Origin of the sequence: Clostridioides sp. ZZV14-6345, assembly GCF_020657775.1 — a bacterium.
GTDB classification, from domain to species: domain Bacteria; phylum Bacillota; class Clostridia; order Peptostreptococcales; family Peptostreptococcaceae; genus Clostridioides; species Clostridioides difficile_D.
The window spans coordinates 1-22565 of the sequence record NZ_JAGWCX010000067.1; the positions used below are offsets into that span (position 1 = coordinate 1).

At 27.4% G+C, this 22565-nt stretch carries 20 protein-coding genes and 1 other annotated feature; of the genes, 8 read left to right on the forward strand and 12 right to left on the reverse strand.

All coding sequences use genetic code 11. From position 1 onward, the window contains the following. Positions 1-153: 153 nt before the first annotated feature. From KGF39_RS15585 to KGF39_RS15610, 6 genes are all read right to left on the reverse strand, one after another. Positions 154-375: a hypothetical protein gene (locus KGF39_RS15585; protein ID WP_227823013.1), complete on the reverse strand. Its 222-nt coding sequence runs from the start codon at positions 373-375 to the stop codon at positions 154-156. 409 nt (positions 376-784) lie between these two features. Further along, entirely contained in the window at positions 785-2062 is a 1278-nt protein-coding gene (locus tag KGF39_RS15590; RefSeq protein ID WP_054274068.1) for a sensor histidine kinase, read from the reverse strand. Further along, entirely contained in the window at positions 2046-2714 is a 669-nt protein-coding gene (locus tag KGF39_RS15595) for a response regulator transcription factor (RefSeq protein WP_227823014.1), read from the reverse strand. The genes KGF39_RS15590 and KGF39_RS15595 overlap by 17 nt, the downstream gene beginning before the upstream one ends. 159 nt (positions 2715-2873) lie before the next feature. Next, on the reverse strand, positions 2874-5375 hold the full coding sequence (locus KGF39_RS15600) for a heavy metal translocating P-type ATPase (protein WP_227823015.1): 2502 nt from the start codon (positions 5373-5375) through the stop codon (positions 2874-2876). Between the two features lie 290 nt (positions 5376-5665). Beyond that, positions 5666-5857, reverse strand: coding sequence for a hypothetical protein (locus KGF39_RS15605; protein ID WP_003424459.1), 192 nt, complete (start codon positions 5855-5857; stop codon positions 5666-5668). Positions 5858-6004: 147 nt separating this feature from the next. Further along, positions 6005-6247: a hypothetical protein gene (locus KGF39_RS15610; protein WP_227823016.1), complete on the reverse strand. Its 243-nt coding sequence runs from the start codon at positions 6245-6247 to the stop codon at positions 6005-6007. A 210-nt stretch (positions 6248-6457) separates the two neighbouring features. Between KGF39_RS15610 and typA the strand changes: the two genes are divergently transcribed. After that, the gene (typA, locus tag KGF39_RS15615; RefSeq protein ID WP_227823017.1) at positions 6458-8281 is read left to right on the forward strand and encodes a translational GTPase TypA; all 1824 of its coding nucleotides are present in this window, start codon (positions 6458-6460) and stop codon (positions 8279-8281) included. A gap of 92 nt (positions 8282-8373) precedes the next feature. Here typA and trxB read toward each other — a convergent pair whose 3' ends face one another. Together trxB and KGF39_RS15625 are read right to left on the reverse strand one after the other, a co-directional pair. Beyond that, complete coding sequence (gene trxB, locus KGF39_RS15620; protein WP_227823018.1) at positions 8374-9282, reverse strand: thioredoxin-disulfide reductase; 909 nt, start codon at positions 9280-9282, stop codon at positions 8374-8376. 127 nt (positions 9283-9409) lie between these two features. After that, complete coding sequence (locus KGF39_RS15625; RefSeq protein ID WP_227823019.1) at positions 9410-9844, reverse strand: GNAT family N-acetyltransferase; 435 nt, start codon at positions 9842-9844, stop codon at positions 9410-9412. Between the two features lie 863 nt (positions 9845-10707). Then, positions 10708-10939, forward strand: a binding site (T-box leader). 106 nt (positions 10940-11045) lie between these two features. On the opposite strand from KGF39_RS15625, the gene thrC reads away from it, so the two are divergent. The 3 genes from thrC (at position 11046) to KGF39_RS15640 (ending at position 14616) form a co-directional block, all read left to right on the forward strand. Beyond that, positions 11046-12527, forward strand: a complete 1482-nt coding sequence (gene thrC / locus KGF39_RS15630; RefSeq protein WP_227823020.1) for a threonine synthase — start codon at positions 11046-11048, stop codon at positions 12525-12527. Between the two features lie 9 nt (positions 12528-12536). Further along, on the forward strand, positions 12537-13430 hold the full coding sequence (gene thrB, locus KGF39_RS15635) for a homoserine kinase (protein ID WP_227823021.1): 894 nt from the start codon (positions 12537-12539) through the stop codon (positions 13428-13430). A 127-nt stretch (positions 13431-13557) separates the two neighbouring features. Beyond that, on the forward strand, positions 13558-14616 hold the full coding sequence (locus tag KGF39_RS15640) for a nitronate monooxygenase family protein (RefSeq protein WP_308463840.1): 1059 nt from the start codon (positions 13558-13560) through the stop codon (positions 14614-14616). A 152-nt stretch (positions 14617-14768) separates the two neighbouring features. Here the strand turns inward: KGF39_RS15640 and KGF39_RS15645 are convergent, their stop codons facing one another. Further along, on the reverse strand, positions 14769-15281 hold the full coding sequence (locus KGF39_RS15645) for a flavin reductase family protein (protein WP_227823022.1): 513 nt from the start codon (positions 15279-15281) through the stop codon (positions 14769-14771). Between the two features lie 521 nt (positions 15282-15802). Between KGF39_RS15645 and KGF39_RS15650 the strand changes: the two genes are divergently transcribed. Next, complete coding sequence (locus tag KGF39_RS15650; protein WP_054274076.1) at positions 15803-16738, forward strand: magnesium transporter CorA family protein; 936 nt, start codon at positions 15803-15805, stop codon at positions 16736-16738. Between the two features lie 92 nt (positions 16739-16830). On the opposite strand, the gene KGF39_RS15655 is transcribed toward KGF39_RS15650, so the two are convergent. Continuing rightward, positions 16831-18702 carry a tetratricopeptide repeat protein gene (locus KGF39_RS15655; RefSeq protein ID WP_227823023.1) on the reverse strand — a complete coding sequence of 624 codons (1872 nt, stop codon included), beginning with the start codon at positions 18700-18702 and terminating at the stop codon, positions 16831-16833. Positions 18703-18894: 192 nt separating this feature from the next. Here KGF39_RS15655 and KGF39_RS15660 point away from each other — a divergent pair, with 192 nt between their 5' ends. Further along, complete coding sequence (locus KGF39_RS15660) at positions 18895-19821, forward strand: AEC family transporter (RefSeq protein ID WP_227823024.1); 927 nt, start codon at positions 18895-18897, stop codon at positions 19819-19821. Between the two features lie 138 nt (positions 19822-19959). Then, on the forward strand, positions 19960-20106 hold the full coding sequence (locus tag KGF39_RS15665) for a hypothetical protein (protein ID WP_227823025.1): 147 nt from the start codon (positions 19960-19962) through the stop codon (positions 20104-20106). 103 nt (positions 20107-20209) lie between these two features. On the opposite strand, the gene KGF39_RS15670 is transcribed toward KGF39_RS15665, so the two are convergent. Further along, on the reverse strand, positions 20210-20722 hold the full coding sequence (locus KGF39_RS15670) for a GNAT family N-acetyltransferase (RefSeq protein WP_065388313.1): 513 nt from the start codon (positions 20720-20722) through the stop codon (positions 20210-20212). Positions 20723-20785: 63 nt separating this feature from the next. Then, positions 20786-21010, reverse strand: a complete 225-nt coding sequence (locus KGF39_RS15675; protein WP_054274080.1) for a hypothetical protein — start codon at positions 21008-21010, stop codon at positions 20786-20788. A 196-nt stretch (positions 21011-21206) separates the two neighbouring features. On the opposite strand from KGF39_RS15675, the gene KGF39_RS15680 reads away from it, so the two are divergent. Next, positions 21207-22331, forward strand: coding sequence for a DUF3810 domain-containing protein (locus KGF39_RS15680; protein ID WP_227823026.1), 1125 nt, complete (start codon positions 21207-21209; stop codon positions 22329-22331). Positions 22332-22565 lie beyond the last annotated feature (234 nt).

Genomic DNA, 22565 nt, shown 5'->3' on the forward strand with positions numbered 1-22565 from the left:
TTAGAAGAATACACACTTTATTTTAAAGACCCAGACTTTCTAAATATAATACAGTTATTTTTAGAAAGTCTATTTCCTTTAATGAGCCATTTAATAATATTACCTGTTTTTTATATACACTATTATAATAATATATTATTTACAAACCCAGTCTTATTTCATTTCATTCTTCATTTGCTTCTCTAATTCTTTAGAAAATTTCTTTTGTTCATATCTTTCCATCATCTCATCTTTTTTCATTTCTAAGTTTACCATAGCACCTTGTGCATCATCCTTTAAATCCTCAGCTGTATTTTTCATAACATACGCTGTCTTTTTAACACCATCTTTTAAATCTTCTTTCATATTTTTCATATCTCTTTTTAATCTGTCCATTAAAACTACCTCCTCTGTAAATATGATACTTCCTATATTTATTTTCCCCAAAGTATATATATTTATTTGCAATATCAATTATAATTTTTAAGTCATTAAATGTAATTTAAAACTATCTAAATATATAAATTTCAATAAATTAAATATTTTTTATTTCAAAATAAAAATAACACCAAACATAGATTATATGTTTAGTGTTATTTTTTAAATTCATAGTAACTTAATTGTTGGGTTACCATAATGATGACTTATATGGAGGATGTAAGGAAAATCTCATCATTATAGTTTGGTGTATTTTATGGTTTAAAACTTCTTTTATTTATATTTATATAATACATTTTTAGTATGAATTTTTTGTGATTTTAAAATGAACTATTATTGAAAGTTATATATTATCTGTATAAATAAATCAATTTTTAAATTCGACTGTGAATACTACAGAGTTTTCTTTATTTTTTATACTATAATCAAATCCATGACTTTTAAAGATTTGACTTACTATATAAAGTCCAAGCCCACTTCCTCCAGTTTTTCTTGAACGAGATTTTTCTATTCTATAAAATGGATTAAATATCTCTTCTAAATAACGTTTCTCTATAGTTACACCAGTATTTTCAATTTCTAAAACTACTCTTTGATTATAAGTCTTTTTATTTACTCGTTTATTTTTATCATAAAGACTAATTATAAGCTCCGAGTCTTCAGGAGAATATTTTATGGCATTATTTATTATATTGTTAATTGCCTTAGTTATTCTCTCTTGGTCTGCTTTAATTTCTAGATTTTCTTCTATTTTTAAAACAGTTTTCATATGTTTTTCTTCTATTAAAAATACCTGTCTTTTTACAAGTCTATTTAATAGTTCGCTTATATTTATTGATACCAATTTCAAATCTTTTTCAAGTATTTCTGATTTTGAAACCTCTATCATTTCATTTACTAAATCTTTTAATTCTTGTGTACATTCATACGATTTTTTCAGATAAGTATCCCTATCCTTATACTTACCTACACTGTAAATCATACCTTCAATTTGACCACTTATTATTGTTATTGGAGTTTTTAGCTCATGTGATATTGTAGCAACAAAATCCTTTCTTCTATATTCCTGTTCTCTCTCACTCTCTATTATATTTATAAGAGGTTTCGTTATTACGATTGAATATATATATGCTCCAATAATAGCTATCAATATTGCTATTGATATGATGTATGGCATTAATTTTCTTATAACTTCGTTTGCTTCATCAATTGGTTGTAGTGGCATAACGAGTTCTAAAGTATATGGCCCATCTTTTGCATCTTTGGTATATATAGGTATAGATGTTCTATACTCATCCTCAAGGCTATTAATCATGTACTTACTATATCTTAAAATAACTACTTCATTTTTACCATATACAATTTTACCTTGGCTATCTTTTAATAAAATAGCTAAATTTTGGTCTTTAGCCATATAATAAAGTCTTTCTTCTAAAGTATATGTATCAAAATGAATTGAACTATCTACTAAAGACTTTAAACTTTCTTGAAGAGATTCAATTTTATACTCATGATAATATGATGGCAATAAAAAATACAAAATTAGATATATTATTAAAGCTAATGCTATTAATAATGATGTTGTTATTGAAAATAACTTATACTTTATACTTAACTTTTCCCATTTATCAAATATCCTTCTCAAGTGTATATCCTATTCCTTTTACAGTTTTAATATATGGTAATAATATTTTTTTTCTTATATTTTTTATATGTGCATCAACAATCCTAGTATCTCCATAATAGTCATAACCCCATATACTATCCAAAAGACCTTCTCTAGTTATAACCTGCGGATACTTTTCTATCAAAGCTTTTAATATATTAAACTCTTTTAGTGTAAGTTCTATAGGTTCTCCATCTATCTCTGCGATATATGTGTTTAAATCTAATTTTAATTTTTCAAAAACTATAAATTTGTCATTTATGGTTTTATTGCTTCGCCTTAAAATTGCTTCTACTCTTTTTATAAGAAGATTAAATGAAAATGGTTTTGTTATATAGTCATCACATTCTAAATCAAACCCTTTAAGCTGGTCCCCTTCATCATTCAAAGCAGTCAAAAATATAATCGGAACACTTGATGACTTTCTTATCATTTTACAGACTCCATAACCATCTAGATTTGGCATCATTATATCTAATATTACTAAGTCATAACTTCCTTGCTTAAACTTTTGTATACCTTCCAGCCCATCATTTGCTGTATCAACTTGATAACCTTCTGCGCTTAGAAATTCTGATATTAATTCTTGTATATTAGAATCATCTTCAATTACAAGTATTGATGAGTTCATTCTATCAATCCTTTCTATTTTATTTAAAATTTTCTATATTATTTATATTTTATATTATTGTTATGAATTTTACATGAAAAAAGAGCTATCTTAATTTGTAAATTAATCCTTTTAATTTTAAAGATAGCTCTTTAGATACATTTTATTTAATTTATTAATCTAATCTCTCTTATATGCCTTGAAGTTTTTAAGTCTAAGTGCATTTGAAACAACTGAAACTGAGCTTAAACTCATGGCTGCTGCTGCAATCATTGGGTTTAATAGAGGCCCTCCAAATACATATAATAATCCTGCTGCTACAGGTATACCAATCGTATTATATCCAAATGCCCAGAATAGATTTTGTTTTATATTTTTTATAGTTTCATGACTAAGTTTAATTGCTGTTGGAACATCCATTAAGTCACTCTTCATAAGTACTATATCAGCAGACTCAATAGCCACATCTGTTCCACTTCCTATTGCTATTCCTATATCTGCTTTTGCAAGAGCTGGTGCATCATTTATTCCATCTCCTACCATTGCAACAAACTTCCCTTGATTTTGTAGTTTTTCAACTTCTTTGGACTTATCTTCTGGTAAAACCTCTGCTAAAACCATGTCTATACCTACTTGACTTGCTATAGCATTTGCAGTTTTTACATTATCTCCAGTTACCATTGCAACTTTTATTCCCATATCATGAAGAATTTCTATTGCTTTTTTACTACTTTCTTTAACTACATCTGCAACTGCAATTATTCCTGATAAATTTCCATCTACAGCTATATACATAGGTGTCTTACCCTGACTTGCCAGTACATTTGATTTTTCCTCTAAATCACCTAGTTTTATATTATTGTCATTCATAAGTTTTCTATTTCCAAGCAATATATTTTCATTATTAATAGTAACCTGTATACCAGCACCTGGTATAGCTTTAAAATTATCAACTTTCTCAAATTTTATATTCTTTTCTTCTCCATACTTAACTATTGCTTCTCCAAGAGGATGCTCTGAACCTTTTTCTGCACTTGAAGCAATCTTAATAAGATATTCTTCTTTAACATTATTATTTAATACTATATCTGTTACTTTTGGCTTTCCTTCTGTTATAGTACCTGTTTTATCAAATATTACTGTATTTACCTTATGAGCAGATTCTAGTGCCTCTCCACCTTTTATCAATATTCCATTTTCTGCTCCCTTTCCAGTTCCAACCATTATAGCAGTTGGTGTTGCTAATCCTAGTGCACAAGGACAAGCAATTACAAGTACTGATATAAATATAGTAAGTACAAATACTATATCTTTTCCTCCTATTAAAAACCACAATAATGATGCAACTACTGCTATTGCAATTACTATTGGTACAAAATATCCAGATACAGTATCTGCAAGTTTAGCAATAGGAGCTTTTGTACCTTGAGCATCTTCCACTAACTTTATTATCTGAGCAAGGGCTGTATCTCCACCAATTTTTTCAGCCTTAAATTTAATAACACCATTTTTATTTATACTAGCTCCTGTCACTTTACTTCCAACGTTCTTTTCTACTGGTATACTTTCACCAGTAAGCATTGATTCATCAACTGATGTATACCCTTCTATTACAACTCCATCTACAGGTATTTTAGTTCCTGGTTTTACTAATAGTATATCTCCTATCTCTACTTCTTCTATAGGAGTTTCTACTTCTTTACCATCAACTAACACTATTGCAGTTTTAGGTTGTAGTCCCATAAGTTTTTTAATTGCTTCTGATGTTTTTCCTTTTGATTTTGATTCTAAATATTTACCAAGTAAAATGAGTGCTATTATTATTCCTGCACTTTCATAATACAACTGATGATGGTGCATACCTTGAATTTGTCCATTTGCTATTTGTATTGTTGTGTATAAGCTATATAAAAATGCTGCTAATGTACCTATTGCAACTAAAGAATCCATATTCGGACTTAAAGAAAAAAGTGCTTTAAATCCATTTATATAGAATTTATAACCAGCTATCATTACTGGTATTACTAATATTAATTGAATTAATGCATAATTAAAAGTATTTGTCATAGGATTTATAATTTCTGGCAAAGGCCATGGCCCTATAGGTTTTATTATCATAGGTCCCATTGCTATATAAAACAAAGGTACTGCAAACACTATTGCAACTATAAATTTAACAAATAAAGACTTCATCTCTTTTTCTTTTCTTAATTTATCTTCATCCACATCAATTTTATTTTTTATATCTTCTATTGGTTTATACCCAGCTTTTTCAATAGCTCCTTTTATTTGAGATAATTTCACTTTTGATGGGTCATAGTCTATATTAGCTTTATCTGTTGCAATATTTACACTAATACTTTCTACTCCATCCAATTTTTTTACCACTCTCTCTACAGCTTTTGCACAAGCTGCACATGTCATTCCATCAATTTTCAAATCAATTTTTTTATTACTTTCTTCCTTTATAATTCCATACCCTGCTTTTTCTACAACTTGCTTTATATCATCAAAACTAACTTTAGAATTATCATATTCTATCTTAAGTTTTTCAGTAGCTATATTTACACTTTGGTCATATACTCCATCCATTTTCTTAGTTACTCTTTCTACTGCCTTAGCACAAGCTGCACATGTCATCCCTGTAATTTTATAATTTTCTACCACTTTATTTGAACTCATAATTAAACCTTCCTTTCTTTCAATATATTTTCAACCAATTTGTAATTTTTTACTTTGTTATGTAATATTGATAAATTATTTATTTAGAAATCTATATTTCTATTATACCCCCTATAGGTATAGTTAATCAATATTTTTTTAATAAATAAATTTATTAGTTATATTTATTTGTATTTACTAGAAAAGTATACTCATAATTAAATATATAAATAAAAATAGAGCATATAAATTGTTTAATACTCATACAATTTACATACTCTATTTATTATAACTTATATTTTATTTATAATTTATTCTTTACATGCTTCAAAAAATTCTGCTTCTGTTTCTTTTATTTCAAGCTCATTGTCTATTATTCCAACAGCTTCTTTTTTAAATGCTCTACATTGACCAATACAGCCAGTCTTTACATTTTCTTCTCCAACTAAAGTTTTTAACTTATTTACATCCACATTTGAACAGTTTGGACATACTCTTATCATATTTAAGTTCCTCCTAATTAATGTCTAGTTAATATCTTTATACCCAAATATAAACTTTATAAAAGTTTTTTTGTTATAAATTATTACCATTTATTACATTTTTATCCTATTTTCAATATTGCATATACACTGTGTACATTATCAATATTACATGTATGGTGGTATCTGTTGTTTTCTCGCTATTTCTAATTCCTTAATTTCTAAAGACTTAATCACATTTACTTTATAGTTTTCTTTAGACTTTATATATAAAACATCTTCTGTCTTTTTACCTTCAATAAATTTATAAGACCAGTTAAGAAGTTCATCAAAGTTATCAACTTCTTCTTTTACGAAAATGTCACTTTCACTTGAAAAGTATTTAATTATTATTTTAGTTACTTCCAACATATATCACCCTTTGCTTTTCTATTGATACTTTCATCTATAAGGTTATTATTTGTATTAAAAAAAATTTTAAACAGAATAAATTTTACATATAAAACTAACATTTTTATCCAATTTAAACTAGATTAATACATTTTAATATATTCCTCCTTGTACCTAATAATATATTGTGCTATAATTAATAAGTTATTTTAATCGAAGGGAGCAACAAAAATGTCACAAAAACATAAAATTATAAATATCGCAGTTATAGCCCACGTTGATGCTGGAAAATCAACATTGGTTGATGCTTTCCTTTCTCAAAGTGGTGTTTTTAGAAAGAACGAAGTAGTTAAAGACTGCGTTATGGACAGTAACGACCTTGAAAAAGAAAGAGGCATAACTATATATTCAAAAAACTGTGCAATAAATTATGGAGATTACAAAATAAATATAGTTGATACTCCAGGACACAGCGACTTTTCATCTGAAGTTGAACGTGTTATGAAAACTGTTGACACAGTTATTTTATTAGTTGATGCTAGTGAAGGCCCAATGCCTCAGACTAGATTCGTATTACAAAAATCTTTAGAGTTCGGTTTAAAACCAATATTATTCATAAACAAGATTGATAAAAAAGACCAGAGAGCGGAAGAAGTAGTTAATGAAGTTTTCGATTTATTTGTAGACTTAAACGCAACAGATGAACAATGTGAATTCCCTATAATATATGGTATTGCTAAACAAGGTATAGCTAAACTTGAAATGGATGATGATAGCGAAGACCTTTCTCCTCTATTCAAAACTATTGTAAATCATGTTGAAGCTTATCCTAATTACGATAATGAACCTCTGCAGTTTCAAATATCAGCTCTTGCGTATGATGACTACGTAGGTAGACTTGGTATAGGTAGAATTTACAAAGGTACTCTTAAAAACAATACACAAGTTGCTATATGCAGAGAAAGTTCTGTTGTATCTAAAGGAAAAGTATCAAAACTTTCTGTATATGAAGGTCTAAAACAAGTTGAAGTTGATGAAGCTACTAGTGGAGAAATAGTTGTTATAGCTGGTATTCCTGATATATCTATAGGAGAAACTATATGTAATTTAGATAATCCACTACCTATGGAGATGATAAAAATAGAGGAGCCTACTCTTTCTATGAACTTCTTAGTAAATGACTCTCCATTTGTTGGAAAAAGTGGAAAATTCGTTACAACTAGACACTTAAAAGACAGACTTGAAAAAGAACTTGAAGTAAATGTTGGTCTTAAAGTTGAGCCTCTTGATACTACTGATGGATACAAAGTTTCTGGACGTGGAGAACTTCATTTATCTATACTACTTGAAAATATGAGACGTGAAGGTTATGAAGTTGGTGTTTCTAAGCCTGAAGTTTTAATGCATAAAGAAGATGGAAAACTAATGGAGCCAGTAGAAAGAGTTGTTGTAAACTGTCCTGAAGTTTATTCTGGTACCATTATAAATGAATTGAACATGAGAAAAGGTATGATGGAATCCATGTCAATAGAAGGAGACTATGTAAAAATAGAATTCTTGGCACCTACTCGTGGTCTTTTAGGATATAGAAGTGAATTTATAAATGCTACTCGTGGAGAAGGTACTTTAGTTCGTTCATTTGAAAAATTTGAAGAATTCAAAGGAGAAATACCTTCAAGAGGAAATGGGGTTCTAATAGCACAAGGACCTGGAGTTACTATGGGATATTCTCTTAATGCTTTAAGTGATAGAGCTGTAATGTTTGTAGACCCTGGTGTAGAAGTTTATGAAGGTATGATAATTGGTATGAATTCTAGAAAAGACGATATGGTAGTTAATCCTTGTAAAAACAAGAAAATGAGTAACGTACGTGCTTCTGGTTCAGATGATGCTATAAAATTATCTCCTCCTAGAATATTTACGCTTGAAGAAGCTCTAGAATTTATAGAAGATGATGAATTAGTTGAAATTACACCTGATTCTATAAGACTTAGAAAAAGATTTTTAAATGAACATGATAGATTGAGATATAACAAATCTAGACAAGGTAAATAAAGCATATATTTATATATAGTTACTAAAACAGCCATATAATGCTGAAAGATGTATTTCAGTTTATATGGCTGTTTTTATTTAAAAGTTATTATTTATTCAACATTTATATAATTAGCTGCTTGAACGGCTGCAATAGCTCCATCTGATGCTGCTGTTATTATTTGACGTAAAAACTTAGTTCTACTATCTCCTGCTACATATACACCTTCTACTGATGTTGTACAAGACTCATCTGAAATTATATATCCACCTTCATCCAAATCAAGAACATTTTCAAACATTTTATTATTAGGTTTAAGACCTATCGCAATAAAAATGCCACTCACATCTATAGTTCTTTTTTCTTCAGTCTTTAAATTTTTTACTTCGATTTTTGATACAGTCTTTTCTCCTTCTATTTTTTCTACAGCATGACTGTAAAGTATCTCAATATTTTTTCTTGCCTTCACAGATTTCTCCAATACTTCTTCACCTCTAAAACTATCTCTTCTGTGAATTAAATACACTTTTGTACAATTATTGGCTAAAAATAAAGCATCTTCTAGTGCAGTATTACCACCACCTACTATAGCTACTTCTTTGTCTTTAAAAAATGCTCCATCACATGTGGCACAATAAGATACTCCCCTACCTGTAAATTCTTGTTCTCCTACACAACCTAATTTACGTCTTTCAACTCCATTTGCAAGAATAACAGCCTTTGCTTTATGTTCTCCTGAAGAAGTCTTTACAACTTTTACTTTTTCCTCTAGATTTATCTCTTCAACCTCATCAAACTGAATATCAACACCTTGAGCAACTGCTTGATTATATATATTATTAGAAAATTCTACCCCAGAAATCTTTTGAACTGCTGGATAATTTTCTACCTCAGATGTACTTGCAACTTGACCTCCATAAATATTTTTTTCAAATACTGTAACGCTTAGTCCTGCTCTCATAGCATAAATTGCTGAAGTTAAACCTGCTGGTCCAGCACCAATTACAATGATATCTACCATAACATTTACCTCTCTTTATATTATTATTTCTTATATATTATTCTCTTTATTCTTATACTTTACTATTATTATCCATATATACTATAAACAAAACATTATTTTTTATTAGTGGACAAAAAGTATTAATTTAAGAGTTAATACCCATTTTTTCCAACAATCCCCAAGAATTTTGATTATCTGGGTCACAATTAGCATAAATTCTATGGATTCCGCTCTGAAATGATAATTCAATTAATTTTTCACAACTTTCCTTCGTGTATCCCTTTTTCCAATAGTTTTTATTAAAAACAAATCCAATTTCCAATGAATTAAAATCCCTTTTTCCAAGATATACATTACCAATCATTTTATTAGTAGATTTCAGTTCAACTGCTATCATTTCATCAGTTGAAATTCTCCACTCCAAATTATCTTTAACCTCTTCAATTGTCATAGGTTTATATGGTTCAAATTCTAGAACTTCAGGATTTGACAAGTATTCAAACAAATCCTGTAAATCACTTTCTATATATCTTCTCAAAATCAATCTGTCAGTTTCTGCCATCATCACTTTACTATCCATAACCCTTCTCCTTCAAACTTTGATTTTTTACTAAGTATTCTTCAACTTACTATATGCAATACACAATATTTTCTTAAACCTAATATTTAAACGTCTATCAGGCAAATGTGAACATATAATTATAAAAATTTTAATAAACCTTTATTTCAATATAAGCATTATTTTTTATTAGTTAATTTTATTTTACATATATATAAAAAAACTGTAAATAAAAATTAACTTTTATTTACAGTTCTTACTTATTTATATAATTTAAAACCTTATTGGTTATCATTTACAGTGTCTTCTAATATATTGTTCTCTGATATATATGATAGAACTGAAAGTCCATACATAACCAAAACTAATGCTGCTGTTATAAGTACTATTCCCATATTTAATACCTCCTTTTATTTACAGTATACTATTATTATGTGAAATACTTATGAATTTAATTTGAACATATCTGTAATTTTACATTAACAATTTCTTCAAATTAAATATTATTAATTATATACTTTTGTTAAATCAATTATGATTAATAGTTTAAATATTAACACTATTTGCTTATGTTTATATGATATACCATATAATTACATTTTTCAAATTAAAGTTTTGTAAACTTTTTTTGTAATATAGTGTAGTATAAAATTGTAATATTACAGATATGTAACAGTTCTCTTCTTATTACTTTGATTAAAAACAGCTTCATAATTATGAAATTTCAAATTTTTAAGAATTAAAAAGGTTAAAAAAATATTTTTCTAAAACTCAATTTGATTACAATTTTTTTACAATTTAAAAAATATTTTTTCCATATTTTTATATTAATACTTGACTTTGTCTGTTTTATAATCTAGAATAATTAATAATATTAAGAATATTGAAAAGCATTGATTAGGAAGAGTAAATCTGAGTCGGTTACCAGAGAAGGAAACTACTAGCTGAAATGTTTCCCTAACTAGAAAGATTGAAAACTACCTAGGAGCTTCTATCTGAAGTTATCTTATTGATTTTAGTAGGAATAGACGTTTTTATTACTTGCGTTAAAGTATCAAGTGGATTTTTTTAAATCAATTTGGGTGGAACCGCGGGAAACAGATTCTCGTCCCTTTTCTAGGGATGAGGGTCTTTTTTTATTACCTAAATTCAGTTTTTAAAATATTTTGTATCTAACTCAATTAGCTAATTAAAAATTTCAAATATATGGAGGGTTATAAAAATGTATTATTCAAGTACAAGAAGCACCGAAGAAAAAGTAACTGCATCACAAGCAATAATAAAAGGAATTTCAAATGATGGTGGTCTTTATGTCCCAAGTAAATTTCCAAATGTAAAAAATGAACTTATAAATTTAGTAAATTTAACGTATTCTCAGATAGCATTTTTTGTACTTAGTAAATTTTTATGTGATTTTACTGAAGATGAAATTAAAGATTGTATAGAAAATGCATATGATGAAAAGTTTGATTGCAGTAGTATAGCTCCATTGAATAAGGTAGATGATACTTATTTTCTAGAATTATACCATGGACCAACTTTAGCGTTTAAAGATATGGCACTTACTATAATGCCTCATCTTCTTAAAACATCTATCAAGAAAGATAATTTAGATAAAGATGTTGTGATTCTTACTGCTACATCTGGAGATACAGGAAAGGCTGCACTTGAGGGGTTTAAAGATATAGATAAAATAAAGATAATTGTATTCTTCCCAGAAGATGGTGTAAGTCCAGTACAAAAACTTCAAATGAAAACTCAAACTGGAAAAAATACATATGTAGTTGGTATAAAAGGAAATTTTGATGATGCACAATCTGGTGTAAAGAAAATTTTCTCTGATAAAGAATTTAATCAAAAATTATTGGATAATAATTATATATTATCTTCTGCAAATTCAATTAATATAGGAAGACTTCTTCCACAAGTTGCATACTATTTTTATTCATATATGAAATTAGTTGATAATGATGAGATACAGTTAAATGATGAAATAAATTTTGTTGTCCCAACTGGTAATTTTGGTAATATTCTAGCTGGATATTATGCTAAAAAAATGGGTCTTCCAATAAACAAATTGATATGTGCATCAAATGATAACAATGTTCTTTATGATTTTTTTAAAACTGGTGTATATGATAAAAATAGAACATTGAAACTAACAACTTCTCCTTCTATGGATATATTAATCTCTAGTAATTTAGAACGATTACTGTTTGAAATATCAAATAGAAATACTGCTATTGTAAACAGACTACTATCAGACCTTAATGATAAGGGCGTTTACAAAATAAATGAGGATATGGAAAAAAATTTAGTTTCATTCTATGGAGAATATTCAAATGAAGAAGAAGTTAAAAACACAATAAATAATGTATTTAAAAATTATAATTATTTAATAGATACTCATACTGCTGTTGCATACAATTGTTATGAAAAATATAAAAAAGAAACTTGTGATAACACAAAAACTGTTATTGTAAGTACTGCAAGTCCATTCAAGTTTTCTGAAGATGTTCTAAAGTCTATAGATTGTAATTTTGAAAACCTTGATGACTTTGCTATAATTGATAGATTATCAAGTATTTCTAAAATAGATATACCAAAACCTATTAAAAATCTTAAAAATGCAGAAATACTACATAAAGATATTTGTGAAAAAGATGAATTAAAACTAGCTATAAAAAAATTCTTAAAGGTATAGGTGATTATTATGTTAGAGATTATAGTTCCTGCAACAAGTGCTAATATAGGTCCAGGATTTGATTGTCTTGGAATTGCATTAAATATATACAATAAATTTTATGTTGAAGAAATTGAAAGAGGTCTTGAAATAGAAGGCTGTGAAGATGATTACAAAACTGAAAATAATTTAGTTTATACATCTATGAAGTACTTTTTTGATAGAGTTAAACCAGACAAAATACCTACTGGTATCAAAATAAAATTTCAAAGTGAAATACCTATTTGTAGAGGTCTTGGCAGTAGTGCATCTTGTATAGTGGCTGGTGTTATAGCTGCAAATGCTCTATCAGATGCTAATTTAGATAAATGTCAATTACTAAATATAGCTTCAGAAATAGAAGGTCATCCAGATAATGTTGCTCCTGCTATTTTAGGAAATATGATTGTATCTGTTACTGATAATGAAAATATACACTACGATATTATAGAAATTCCTAATGAACTTAAATTTTGTGCAATGATACCTAATTTTAAACTATCAACTGAAAAAGCTAGAGGTGTTTTACCAAAGGAAATACCATATTCTAATGGTGTATTCAATGTCAGCAGAGTTGCTTTACTGGTATCTGCTCTACTGAACAAAAACTTTGACCTTCTTAAAGTAGCTTGTCAAGATAAATTGCACCAAGATTATAGAGGAACTTTAATTGAAAATTACAGTGATATTGTTAAAAAATCTGAGCAATTAAATAGTATTGGAGTATTTTTAAGTGGAGCTGGACCTACTATAATGTCTTTAATAAAAGAAAATGATGATAATTTTATAGATAATATGAAAGCTTATCTATCAAAATTAAAATCTGATTGGGAAATAAAAGAGTTATGTTGTGATTCTAATGGAGCCGTTTTAAATATCATATAATTATCGTCTCATATAATAAAATATAACTACTCTTTTATTATAATTTGTAGTATAATAATTAGGACTAGGTAATAATATTAAGTATTATAATCTAGTTCTTTAAACATGTTTACATTGAGGAGGGATTATCATAAAAGAGTTAATAATTAGAGATTTAGTTGCAAAAGTTCCTATAATTCAAGGTGGAATGGGCGTTGGTATATCTAGATCATCACTAGCTGGTGCAGTTGCTAAGCTTGGTGGTATTGGTGTGATTTCTGGTGTTCAAATTGGATATGACGAGGAAGATTTTGAAACTAACACTATAAATGCAAATTTAAGAGCTATAAAAAAACATATTTCCAAAGCTAAAGAAATCTCAAATGGTGGTATTATTGGTATTAATTTTATGGTAGCTATGAAAGAATACGAAACATATGTAAAAGAAGCTGTTAAGGCTGGTGTAGACCTTATAATATCTGGAGCTGGATTGCCTAACAAGTTACCATCATTGGTAAAAGGAAGTAATGTGAAAATAGCACCTATAGTTTCAACTGCAAAAGCTGCTAGTGTAATTTTAAAAATGTGGGATAGAAAAGAGAAAACTACTGCTGACTTAATAGTTGTCGAAGGTCCAAAAGCTGGTGGTCACCTTGGATACTCTAATGAGGAACTTGATAACATAGATTCTATAGACTATGATAAGGAATTTGTTGAAATTTTAAAAGTTGCAAATACTTATGGAGAAAAATTTGGCAGAAACATTCCAGTTGTTGCTGCTGGTGGTATAACTTCTAGTAGTGATGTTAAGAAGTATATAGACATGGGAGCAAGTGGTGTACAAGTTGGTACAAGATTTGTTGCTACTTATGAATGTGATGCACATGAGAACTTTAAAATGGCATACATAAATGCCAGTGAAGAAGATGTCCATATAGTTAAAAGCCCTGTAGGTCTTCCTGGACGTGCTATAAGAAACAAATTTATAGAAGAAGTTAAGATAAATCGTCCAGAAATAAAGAAATGCTATAATTGTTTGATTCCTTGCAATCCAAAAAAGACACCTTACTGTATTTCTCAAGCTCTAATCAATGCAGTTAAAGGTGATGTTGAAAATTCACTTTTATTTTGTGGAAATGACGCCTATAAGATTGATAAATTAAGCACTGTTGAAGATGTTATCAATGAATTAATTTCTGAATTATAATTTAAAGAAATATAAACTAAAATTTTATCAAGCTAAGGAATTTAAATATGTTATTGATTAATCCTTATTAACATATTTACTTCCTTAGCTTTTTTGTGTTAATCTCTTTTTATAGATGTTTTATTCAATAAAATGTAATATTGGTCTTATATCTAATCTTCTTTTACAAGTACATTAGTTATTTCAGCTATATATAAAGTGTGGTAATCTTTTTGTGGATACCATCTTCCATCTATACCCTCAGCAATAAAGCATTGAGGTTCCAGTTTCTGGCTATACATTTTTTTGCATATAATTGCCATATTAGCTTCTTTAAAGTAAGGTGTATTATTTAAGTGCTCTATATTAAATCCAATCTGTGATATCTTATCCTCTTCTCTACCAGATACTTTCCCACAGTATGAAAGCTCTTTACGGAAATCTTCATCAAAAAAAGTGAGAGAAAATTTATCTGTATTATCTATAAATTCCTTAGTATAACGTTGTGGTCTTATTACTACAAAAACAACATCTTTTCCCCACATAACCCCAAGACCACCCCAGCTAGCAGTCATTGTATTTACTTTTCCTTCATTTTCTGCTGTTATAAGTGTCCAATCTTTACCTATCAATCCAAATGGATTGTTTTTAATCTCTTCTGCCATAATTTCTTTAAATTCACTCATATCTCTGATTAACCTCTCATTCTCTTATATTTATAAGACTTTTATTCTCGTTATAAATTATAAATAAAATTTATTTTCGAAAATAAAATTCCTTTTATTAAATATATTATTGTAAACAAGTAAATATATAGATACACATTTATTTTTTTAATATATTTAATATTTTCACTCAGAATATATATATTCTTTATTTAAATTAAATATAACTGCTATGTTTTGCATGTAAATTATGGCAAAAATATTATTCAATCAAATCAAAACTTGATTTATATACTTGGAAAAGGTATTATATTAAAGAGTGCTTAAAATATGCATTTCGTAAATAGGTATATAAAATAATAAACAAGGAGAGTGATGGGCAATGGATACTAGTCCGTTGCGGAGAGAATTTTTTACATTTTCATCACTTAATAATATCTAAAATCAAAACTAATACATATATTCAGTTATATAAATTAGTTAATTAATAGATACTATTAAATGATGAGATTTATATAAAACTGAATAAAGGATGTGTTGCCATGATAAGATACTACAAAACTATAGATTCAAAATTAGAGAAACTTAGTTTTTTTGAAGATGGCTGTTGGATAAATCTTGTTGAACCTAATCATAGTGAAATCAACGAAATTTCTAATTTATTAAATATAGATGTAGAAAGCATAGAATCTGCACTAGATGAAGAAGAGCGCTCAAGAATAGATGTTGAAGACAATCATACTCTTATACTTATAGATATACCAGTAGACGAAAGTGACTCTAATTCTTCTCATTATACTACAATACCTTTGGGTATTATACTAACTAAAGAAGCTATTGTAACAGTTTGCAATGCACAAACTAAAATTTTAAATGACTTTATAGTTGGTCATATTAAAGATTTTTTTACATTTAAAAAGACTCGCTTTTTACTTCAAATTCTTCACAAAAATGCAGCTTATTACTTGCATTACTTAAGAAAAATAAATAAAATGACAATCATAATAGAGCGAGAAATTTACAAATCAATGAAAAACAAAGAATTAGTTCAATTATTGGAATTAGAAAAGTCTTTGGTATACTTCTCTACTTCACTAAAATCTAATGAACTTGTTTTAAACAAAATGGTTAGAACTGCTGGTATAAAGAAATATCCAGATGATGAAGACCTATTAGAAGATGTTATAGTCGAAAATAGACAGGCTCTTGATATGGCCAAAATATATGGAGATATATTGAGTAGAATTATGGATGCTTTCAGCGCAATTATAAGTAATAATCAAAATAATGTTATGCAAATTTTGACAGTAGTTACACTAATTTTCTCAATACCTACAATAATATCAGGATTCTTTGGTATGAACGTTGTTAACATGCCATTTTCCAATAACCCAAATGGATTTTGGATAATACTTCTTATTACTTCTATAATATGTATAGTGATTACATTTTTCATGTCAAGAAACAAGCTATTATAAAATATTAATAAAAAAGCCATTAGAATTAATTGATTTTCATTTATTCTAATGGCTTTTTTATATTTAAATCTATATAATCTTATAATGCTTTTTTAATTATCATGTTCTTCATCTATAATCATTTCAGTTTCAAGTCCTTCTAACATTGAATCTAAACTTTCTTTTATATTTAGTATATAAATTGGTACATACTCTTCTTCATCTACTACCTCTTCTTGCAATTTAAATGGAGGAATTAATACTTCATCGAAGTCTATATTTAAATTAGGAAATCCTTCTACTATCTCTTCACAATTATCGTATTCTTCATTGGCTAAAGAAGTATACATGTCTAGACTCTTTTTGTAATAAAGACCTGCAAGCATATACTCACACTTCTTACTTCCATATTTAATACCTTCCTTATAATATTTCTCGGCTTCTGCATCATCATTTAATTTTAAATAAATTTGTCCTAAATTATATATAGATTCAACACAACCTTGTGCTCTAGCCTTTTCATACCAAAATTTAGAATTTACATAATCTTTATAGAACATGTCATAAATTAATCCTACCATGTGTTGAGCATACACATTATTCTCATTAGCAGGTGTATCAAACATCATTTTAGACTCTTCCAATTTTCCTTCTCTAAAATAAATTCTACCTAGATGTATACGAGCATTCATATGACTTTTGCTACTTGCCATTTCAAAATACTTTCTAGCATTTTTTGTATTTCCTAAATTCTCATATATACACCCCAGTCTATAACTAGACCTAGTATCTCCATTTTCAGATGCTTTCTTATACCAACTTATAGCTTCCTCGATATTATTTAAATCTTCATAAATATTTCCTAATTTAATTTGACAAGATACATTATTTGGAATTCTTGAATAATACGAAATTGCTTTTTCTATATCTTGATTCTGATAATATAAGTCCCCAAGATTTTCAAGAGAACTTTTACATCCAACAGCTATGGCATCTTCATAATATTTAATAGCATTTTCATAATCTTTTTCTTCAAAATATATGCCTGCTAGATTGTTTTTTGCCTCTGTTATATCATCTTCTGCAGCCATTTTATAATAAGTTTTTGCTTTTTCTATCTCATTTTCCCTATTATATAAATTAGCAAGTCTATACTTAGAAAGTGTATGATTTTTTTCTATTGCTTTCTCATAATAATAGATTGCATCTCCTAATTCTTCTTTTCTATCATATACGTATGCAAGCCTATACTCAGACTTCACATCATCTCTATCGGCACTCTTTTTATAATACTTTTCTGCTTCTTCTAAATTATCATTTATTTCCATAATCATACCTAAGTTAAAGCAACCTTTCGTATGACCTGACTTGTACAATTGTTTATATAAACTTACTGTTGATTTATTATCTTTCTTTTTTCCATTTAATATTGCTAAATTATATTTTGCATCATCATCTAAAAGCACAGAACCTTTTTTATAATACTCATATGCTTCATCATCTTTCTCCAAAAAAGTATATAATACTCCTAAATTAAAACAAGCTTTCCCTAAATTATTGTCAGCTGCTGCTTTTAACCATTTTTCACATCTTATAAAATCTTTCATTTTAAAATGGCATACACCTAAATTGTTTTGTGCTTGTAAATACCCTAAATTTGCTATCTTTTCATACCAATATATAGCATACTCATAACCATCTAATCTATAATACATATTACCTAAATCAAAAGCAGCATCCTCACTTCCACTTTTATATGCCATTGAATACCACTTTTCTGCTTCTTTAAATTGTTTTTTACTTTCATATATATTTCCCAAAGTATATTGGGATTTTACATAATTATCTAATGCCGCACTCTTATATAATTCTATTGCACTTTCTGTCTTACCCATCTTTTCAAGAATAGCTCCCTTAGTATGTATGACTTTCGGGTCATTAGATATATTTTTTATTTTTTTTATAGAAAATTTTGTATTTTTCATTATTCACTACCTACCCATTTTATAAAATATATTCTCTCAAACATTATTATACATTATAATCTATAATTAATGCTATAATATTGAATTTTTACCTTTTGTCACTATATTGTAACATTAAATTTTAAATTTTATAATCATTAGATTTTATTATTCAATTGGTATATAATGTATATATAGGGGGGAGGACATTTTATGAATTTCAGCAATATTTTTATTCAAGTTGCAGTTTTATTTGTAATTATTTTAGTCGGATTTTTTATCAGAAAATTCAACTTATTAGATGACCACTGCACATCTAAACTTTCAACTTTAACAATGACAGTTTTTTTGCCATCAATGATAATTAGTTCCATGCAAATTAACTTTGATAATAAAATGATACAAAAAATACTATTGTTATTATTTACATCTTTGATTATGTATATAGTTTCAATTATAATTGCATTTTTATTAAAATACATTTTAAAGTGTAATAATAAAAAAGATTTGGGGATATATCAGTATATAGTTGTTTTTTCAAATGTTGCTTTTATGGGATATCCCGTAATTGAAGCAGTTCTGGGGCATGAAGCGATATTCTATACTGCAATATTCAATTTACCTTTTAACTTATTTTCTTTTACTTTAGGGATTTACCTTTTATCTAAAGGTAGTACAGATAATGGTTTTTCAATAAAATCACTTATAAGCCCTGCTACAATAGCTATTATTATTGGACTTTTTTTATTTGTTACAGGACTTAGATTACCTCAATTTATAAATGAGCCACTTAAGATGTTAGGAAACATAACTACACCAATATCAATGATTATCATTGGAAGTTTACTTGCTAACTCTTCAGCTCTCGATTGTTTTGTCAACAAAAAATTATATGTAGTTACCTTTATAAGATTATTGGTACTTCCTGTTATTGTATATTTTATTCTAAAAGGATGGGTGAATGATAAGATGATTTTAGCTATACCAGTAGTAATTTCTTCTATGCCTGCTGCTGCAAATACTGCTATAATGGCTAATCAGTATGATTCTAATATAACACTTGCTTCACAATGTGTGTTTTTTACAACACTATTTTCAGTTATATCTATACCTTTTATAAGTATTTTATTGTTGTCTTGATTTATTATTTTATGTATTATATAATAACATATTCAATAAATTACAAATATAAACATTTTATTGTAGTATATTGATGGAATTTTTTCCTAGATATTTGTCAATAATATCTATATGTATTATAGAATAGGAGGCTTAAATATGGATATAGATTTACTCTTTAAAATAGTATTTGCTATAGTTGCTATAGGTATTTCTGTAAAAATTATCAAAACTGTTGCCAGCCTAGCTTTTAAAATAGCTTTGATATTGCTGATAATTTTATTTGTATATAGAATGTTTTTGTAAACATTTAAAAATAAGTTTTTTAATATCATAGAGAAGTAGAATAGAGTATCTTTAATGAAAACTATTTATTAAAGACACTCTATTCTACTTCTCTATTACTGTTTTAAATTAAATTTTTATTATATCTCCCCATAATATAAACATCTTCAAATTTGCCATCTCTGATTACAGCATATTTTTTAATACCCTCTATTTCAAAACCTAACTTTTTGTATAAATTTAATCCCTTTTCATTGTCTACAATTACTTCTAATCCGACTCTAGCTAACATAATCCAATTGTCTGCTATGTCTAGAAGTTGTTTTATAAGTTTTTTCCCAACTCCTCTTCCATGATAATTCTCAGCAACAGTTATTCCTATTTCTGCACTATGTCTCAATCTTGGAGAAGAATTTACATGTAACCCAGCAAAACCTATTATATCTTTTTCTCCATTATTATTAGTTTCAGCCACAAACATATAATCATTTTCTCCCAAGGAATCTAACATAGCCTCAGTTTTATCCACTCTGTCACTCATTAATGCCAAAGTATTTCTCATAACACTGTATACTCTTCTAATTTCATTAACAGCTTGTGCATCTTCTCTTCTTATAGGTCTTATTATTATATCTATAGGCTACTCATATCGCTTCCCCCTTAAACACAATCTTTATTTTTACTTAAAACTTTACAAGTTTTATTTTATACTGTTTAAATCTATGTATGCTTCTATTTGAGGTACATATATCATATTATCTTTTATATGTGTACTTCCAAATTCTTTTAACTCTGTACCATCTTTATCCTTAGTTATTTTGTATCTAATTGACTCATCTCCTTCATTTACTTCAGCATGAAAAAACATGCCTTCATATTGTTTAAATCTAAAATTAAAATCATCTTTAGTAAGTTTTATTACCATATTTTTATCTACTCCTTACATAATTAATATCTTTCTTATTATTAGTTGTATATAAACTGTTTATTCATATTAATATATTATAACTTATCATTTATTTAGTATAAAGTTATAAATACATATATCTATACTTATTTTACAATCTATCTTCAATTAATATATAATAGATTTATACAAACTAATATCTGTGAGGTGAAATATGAGCAAAAAGACAAAATATTTTTCTTTAATTCTTTTTCCAATTGCTTTGCTTTTAAATTTTATAGCAAGCAAAATTCCAAATATTGTTGAAAAATATTACTCTCAAGTTATAAATAAAGTAATTGTACAAGTACTTAGTAAAATTTCAGGAATTTTTCCATTTTCTCTATATGAAATTACAATATACATAATCGTTATCTCTGTCTTTTTATTTTTATGTTCTACTGTATTTACAGTTTTTAATAAGAAAAAAAATTTAAAGGCATTTTTAAAGAATTCCATTTTAAATATATTATCCATTGTATCAATAGTATACTTTCTTTTTGTAGTACTTTGGGGAATAAACTATAACAGGATTCCACTTGAAACCACACTTATAAATAAATATAATTTGGAAAACAGTACTTCTATCAAATCAAAGCAACATAGTGTTAAAGAGCTTACTAAATTATATAAATTTCTTGTAGCTAAGGCAAATGAAGCTAGAAGACACACATTACAAGACAAAGACGGAGTTGTAAAATCTAATACAGATTATAAAAGTATCATAAATAGAGCTCAACTAGGATATGATAATATTTTGGACATATTACCTAGTGTTAGTGGCAGTTATTCTAAAGCTAAGTACGTTATTTCATCAAATCTTATGTGTTATACAGGAATAACTGGCATATATTTTCCCTTTACGGGTGAGGCAAATGTAAATATTGCAATACCTGACTTATATATTCCTTGTACAGTTGAACATGAAATGGCACATCAGAGAGGATTTGCCAGTGAAGATGAGGCTAATTTTATAGCGTATATTACTTCTATAAAACATGCTGATATTGATTTTAACTATTCTGGCTATATTTTAGCTTTAAACTATACAGCTTCTGCATTAAGCAAGGTTGATTATGATGCCTACGTTGAAATTTCTGCTGGTATTTCAGATTCTGTTCGTAGAGATTTAAAAAACGAAAGTGAATTTTGGAAAAAATATGAAGGTAAAATTGATAAAATTTCTAATGAGTTTAACGATTCTTATTTAAAAGCTAATGGTATTGTTGAAGGTACTCAGAGTTATGGTAAAATGGTTGATTTATTACTGACTTATTACGAATTATATCCATATAATTAAGTGATACAATTCAAGGCTACATTCACAGACAGCTGGTTCTAAATCAGCTGTTTCTTCGTTTAAATAAGTTTTAATTCCTATCAATTACATATAATTTGAATATATATATTTGGGACGTAAGATAAAGTCCATGCCCCTAAATTTATTTAATATTTAAACAAGCATGTTGAATAATAATTCATTCTATTGTATTATATAAGCGTAGAATAAAACTAAATAGGCAAAACTAGAGAA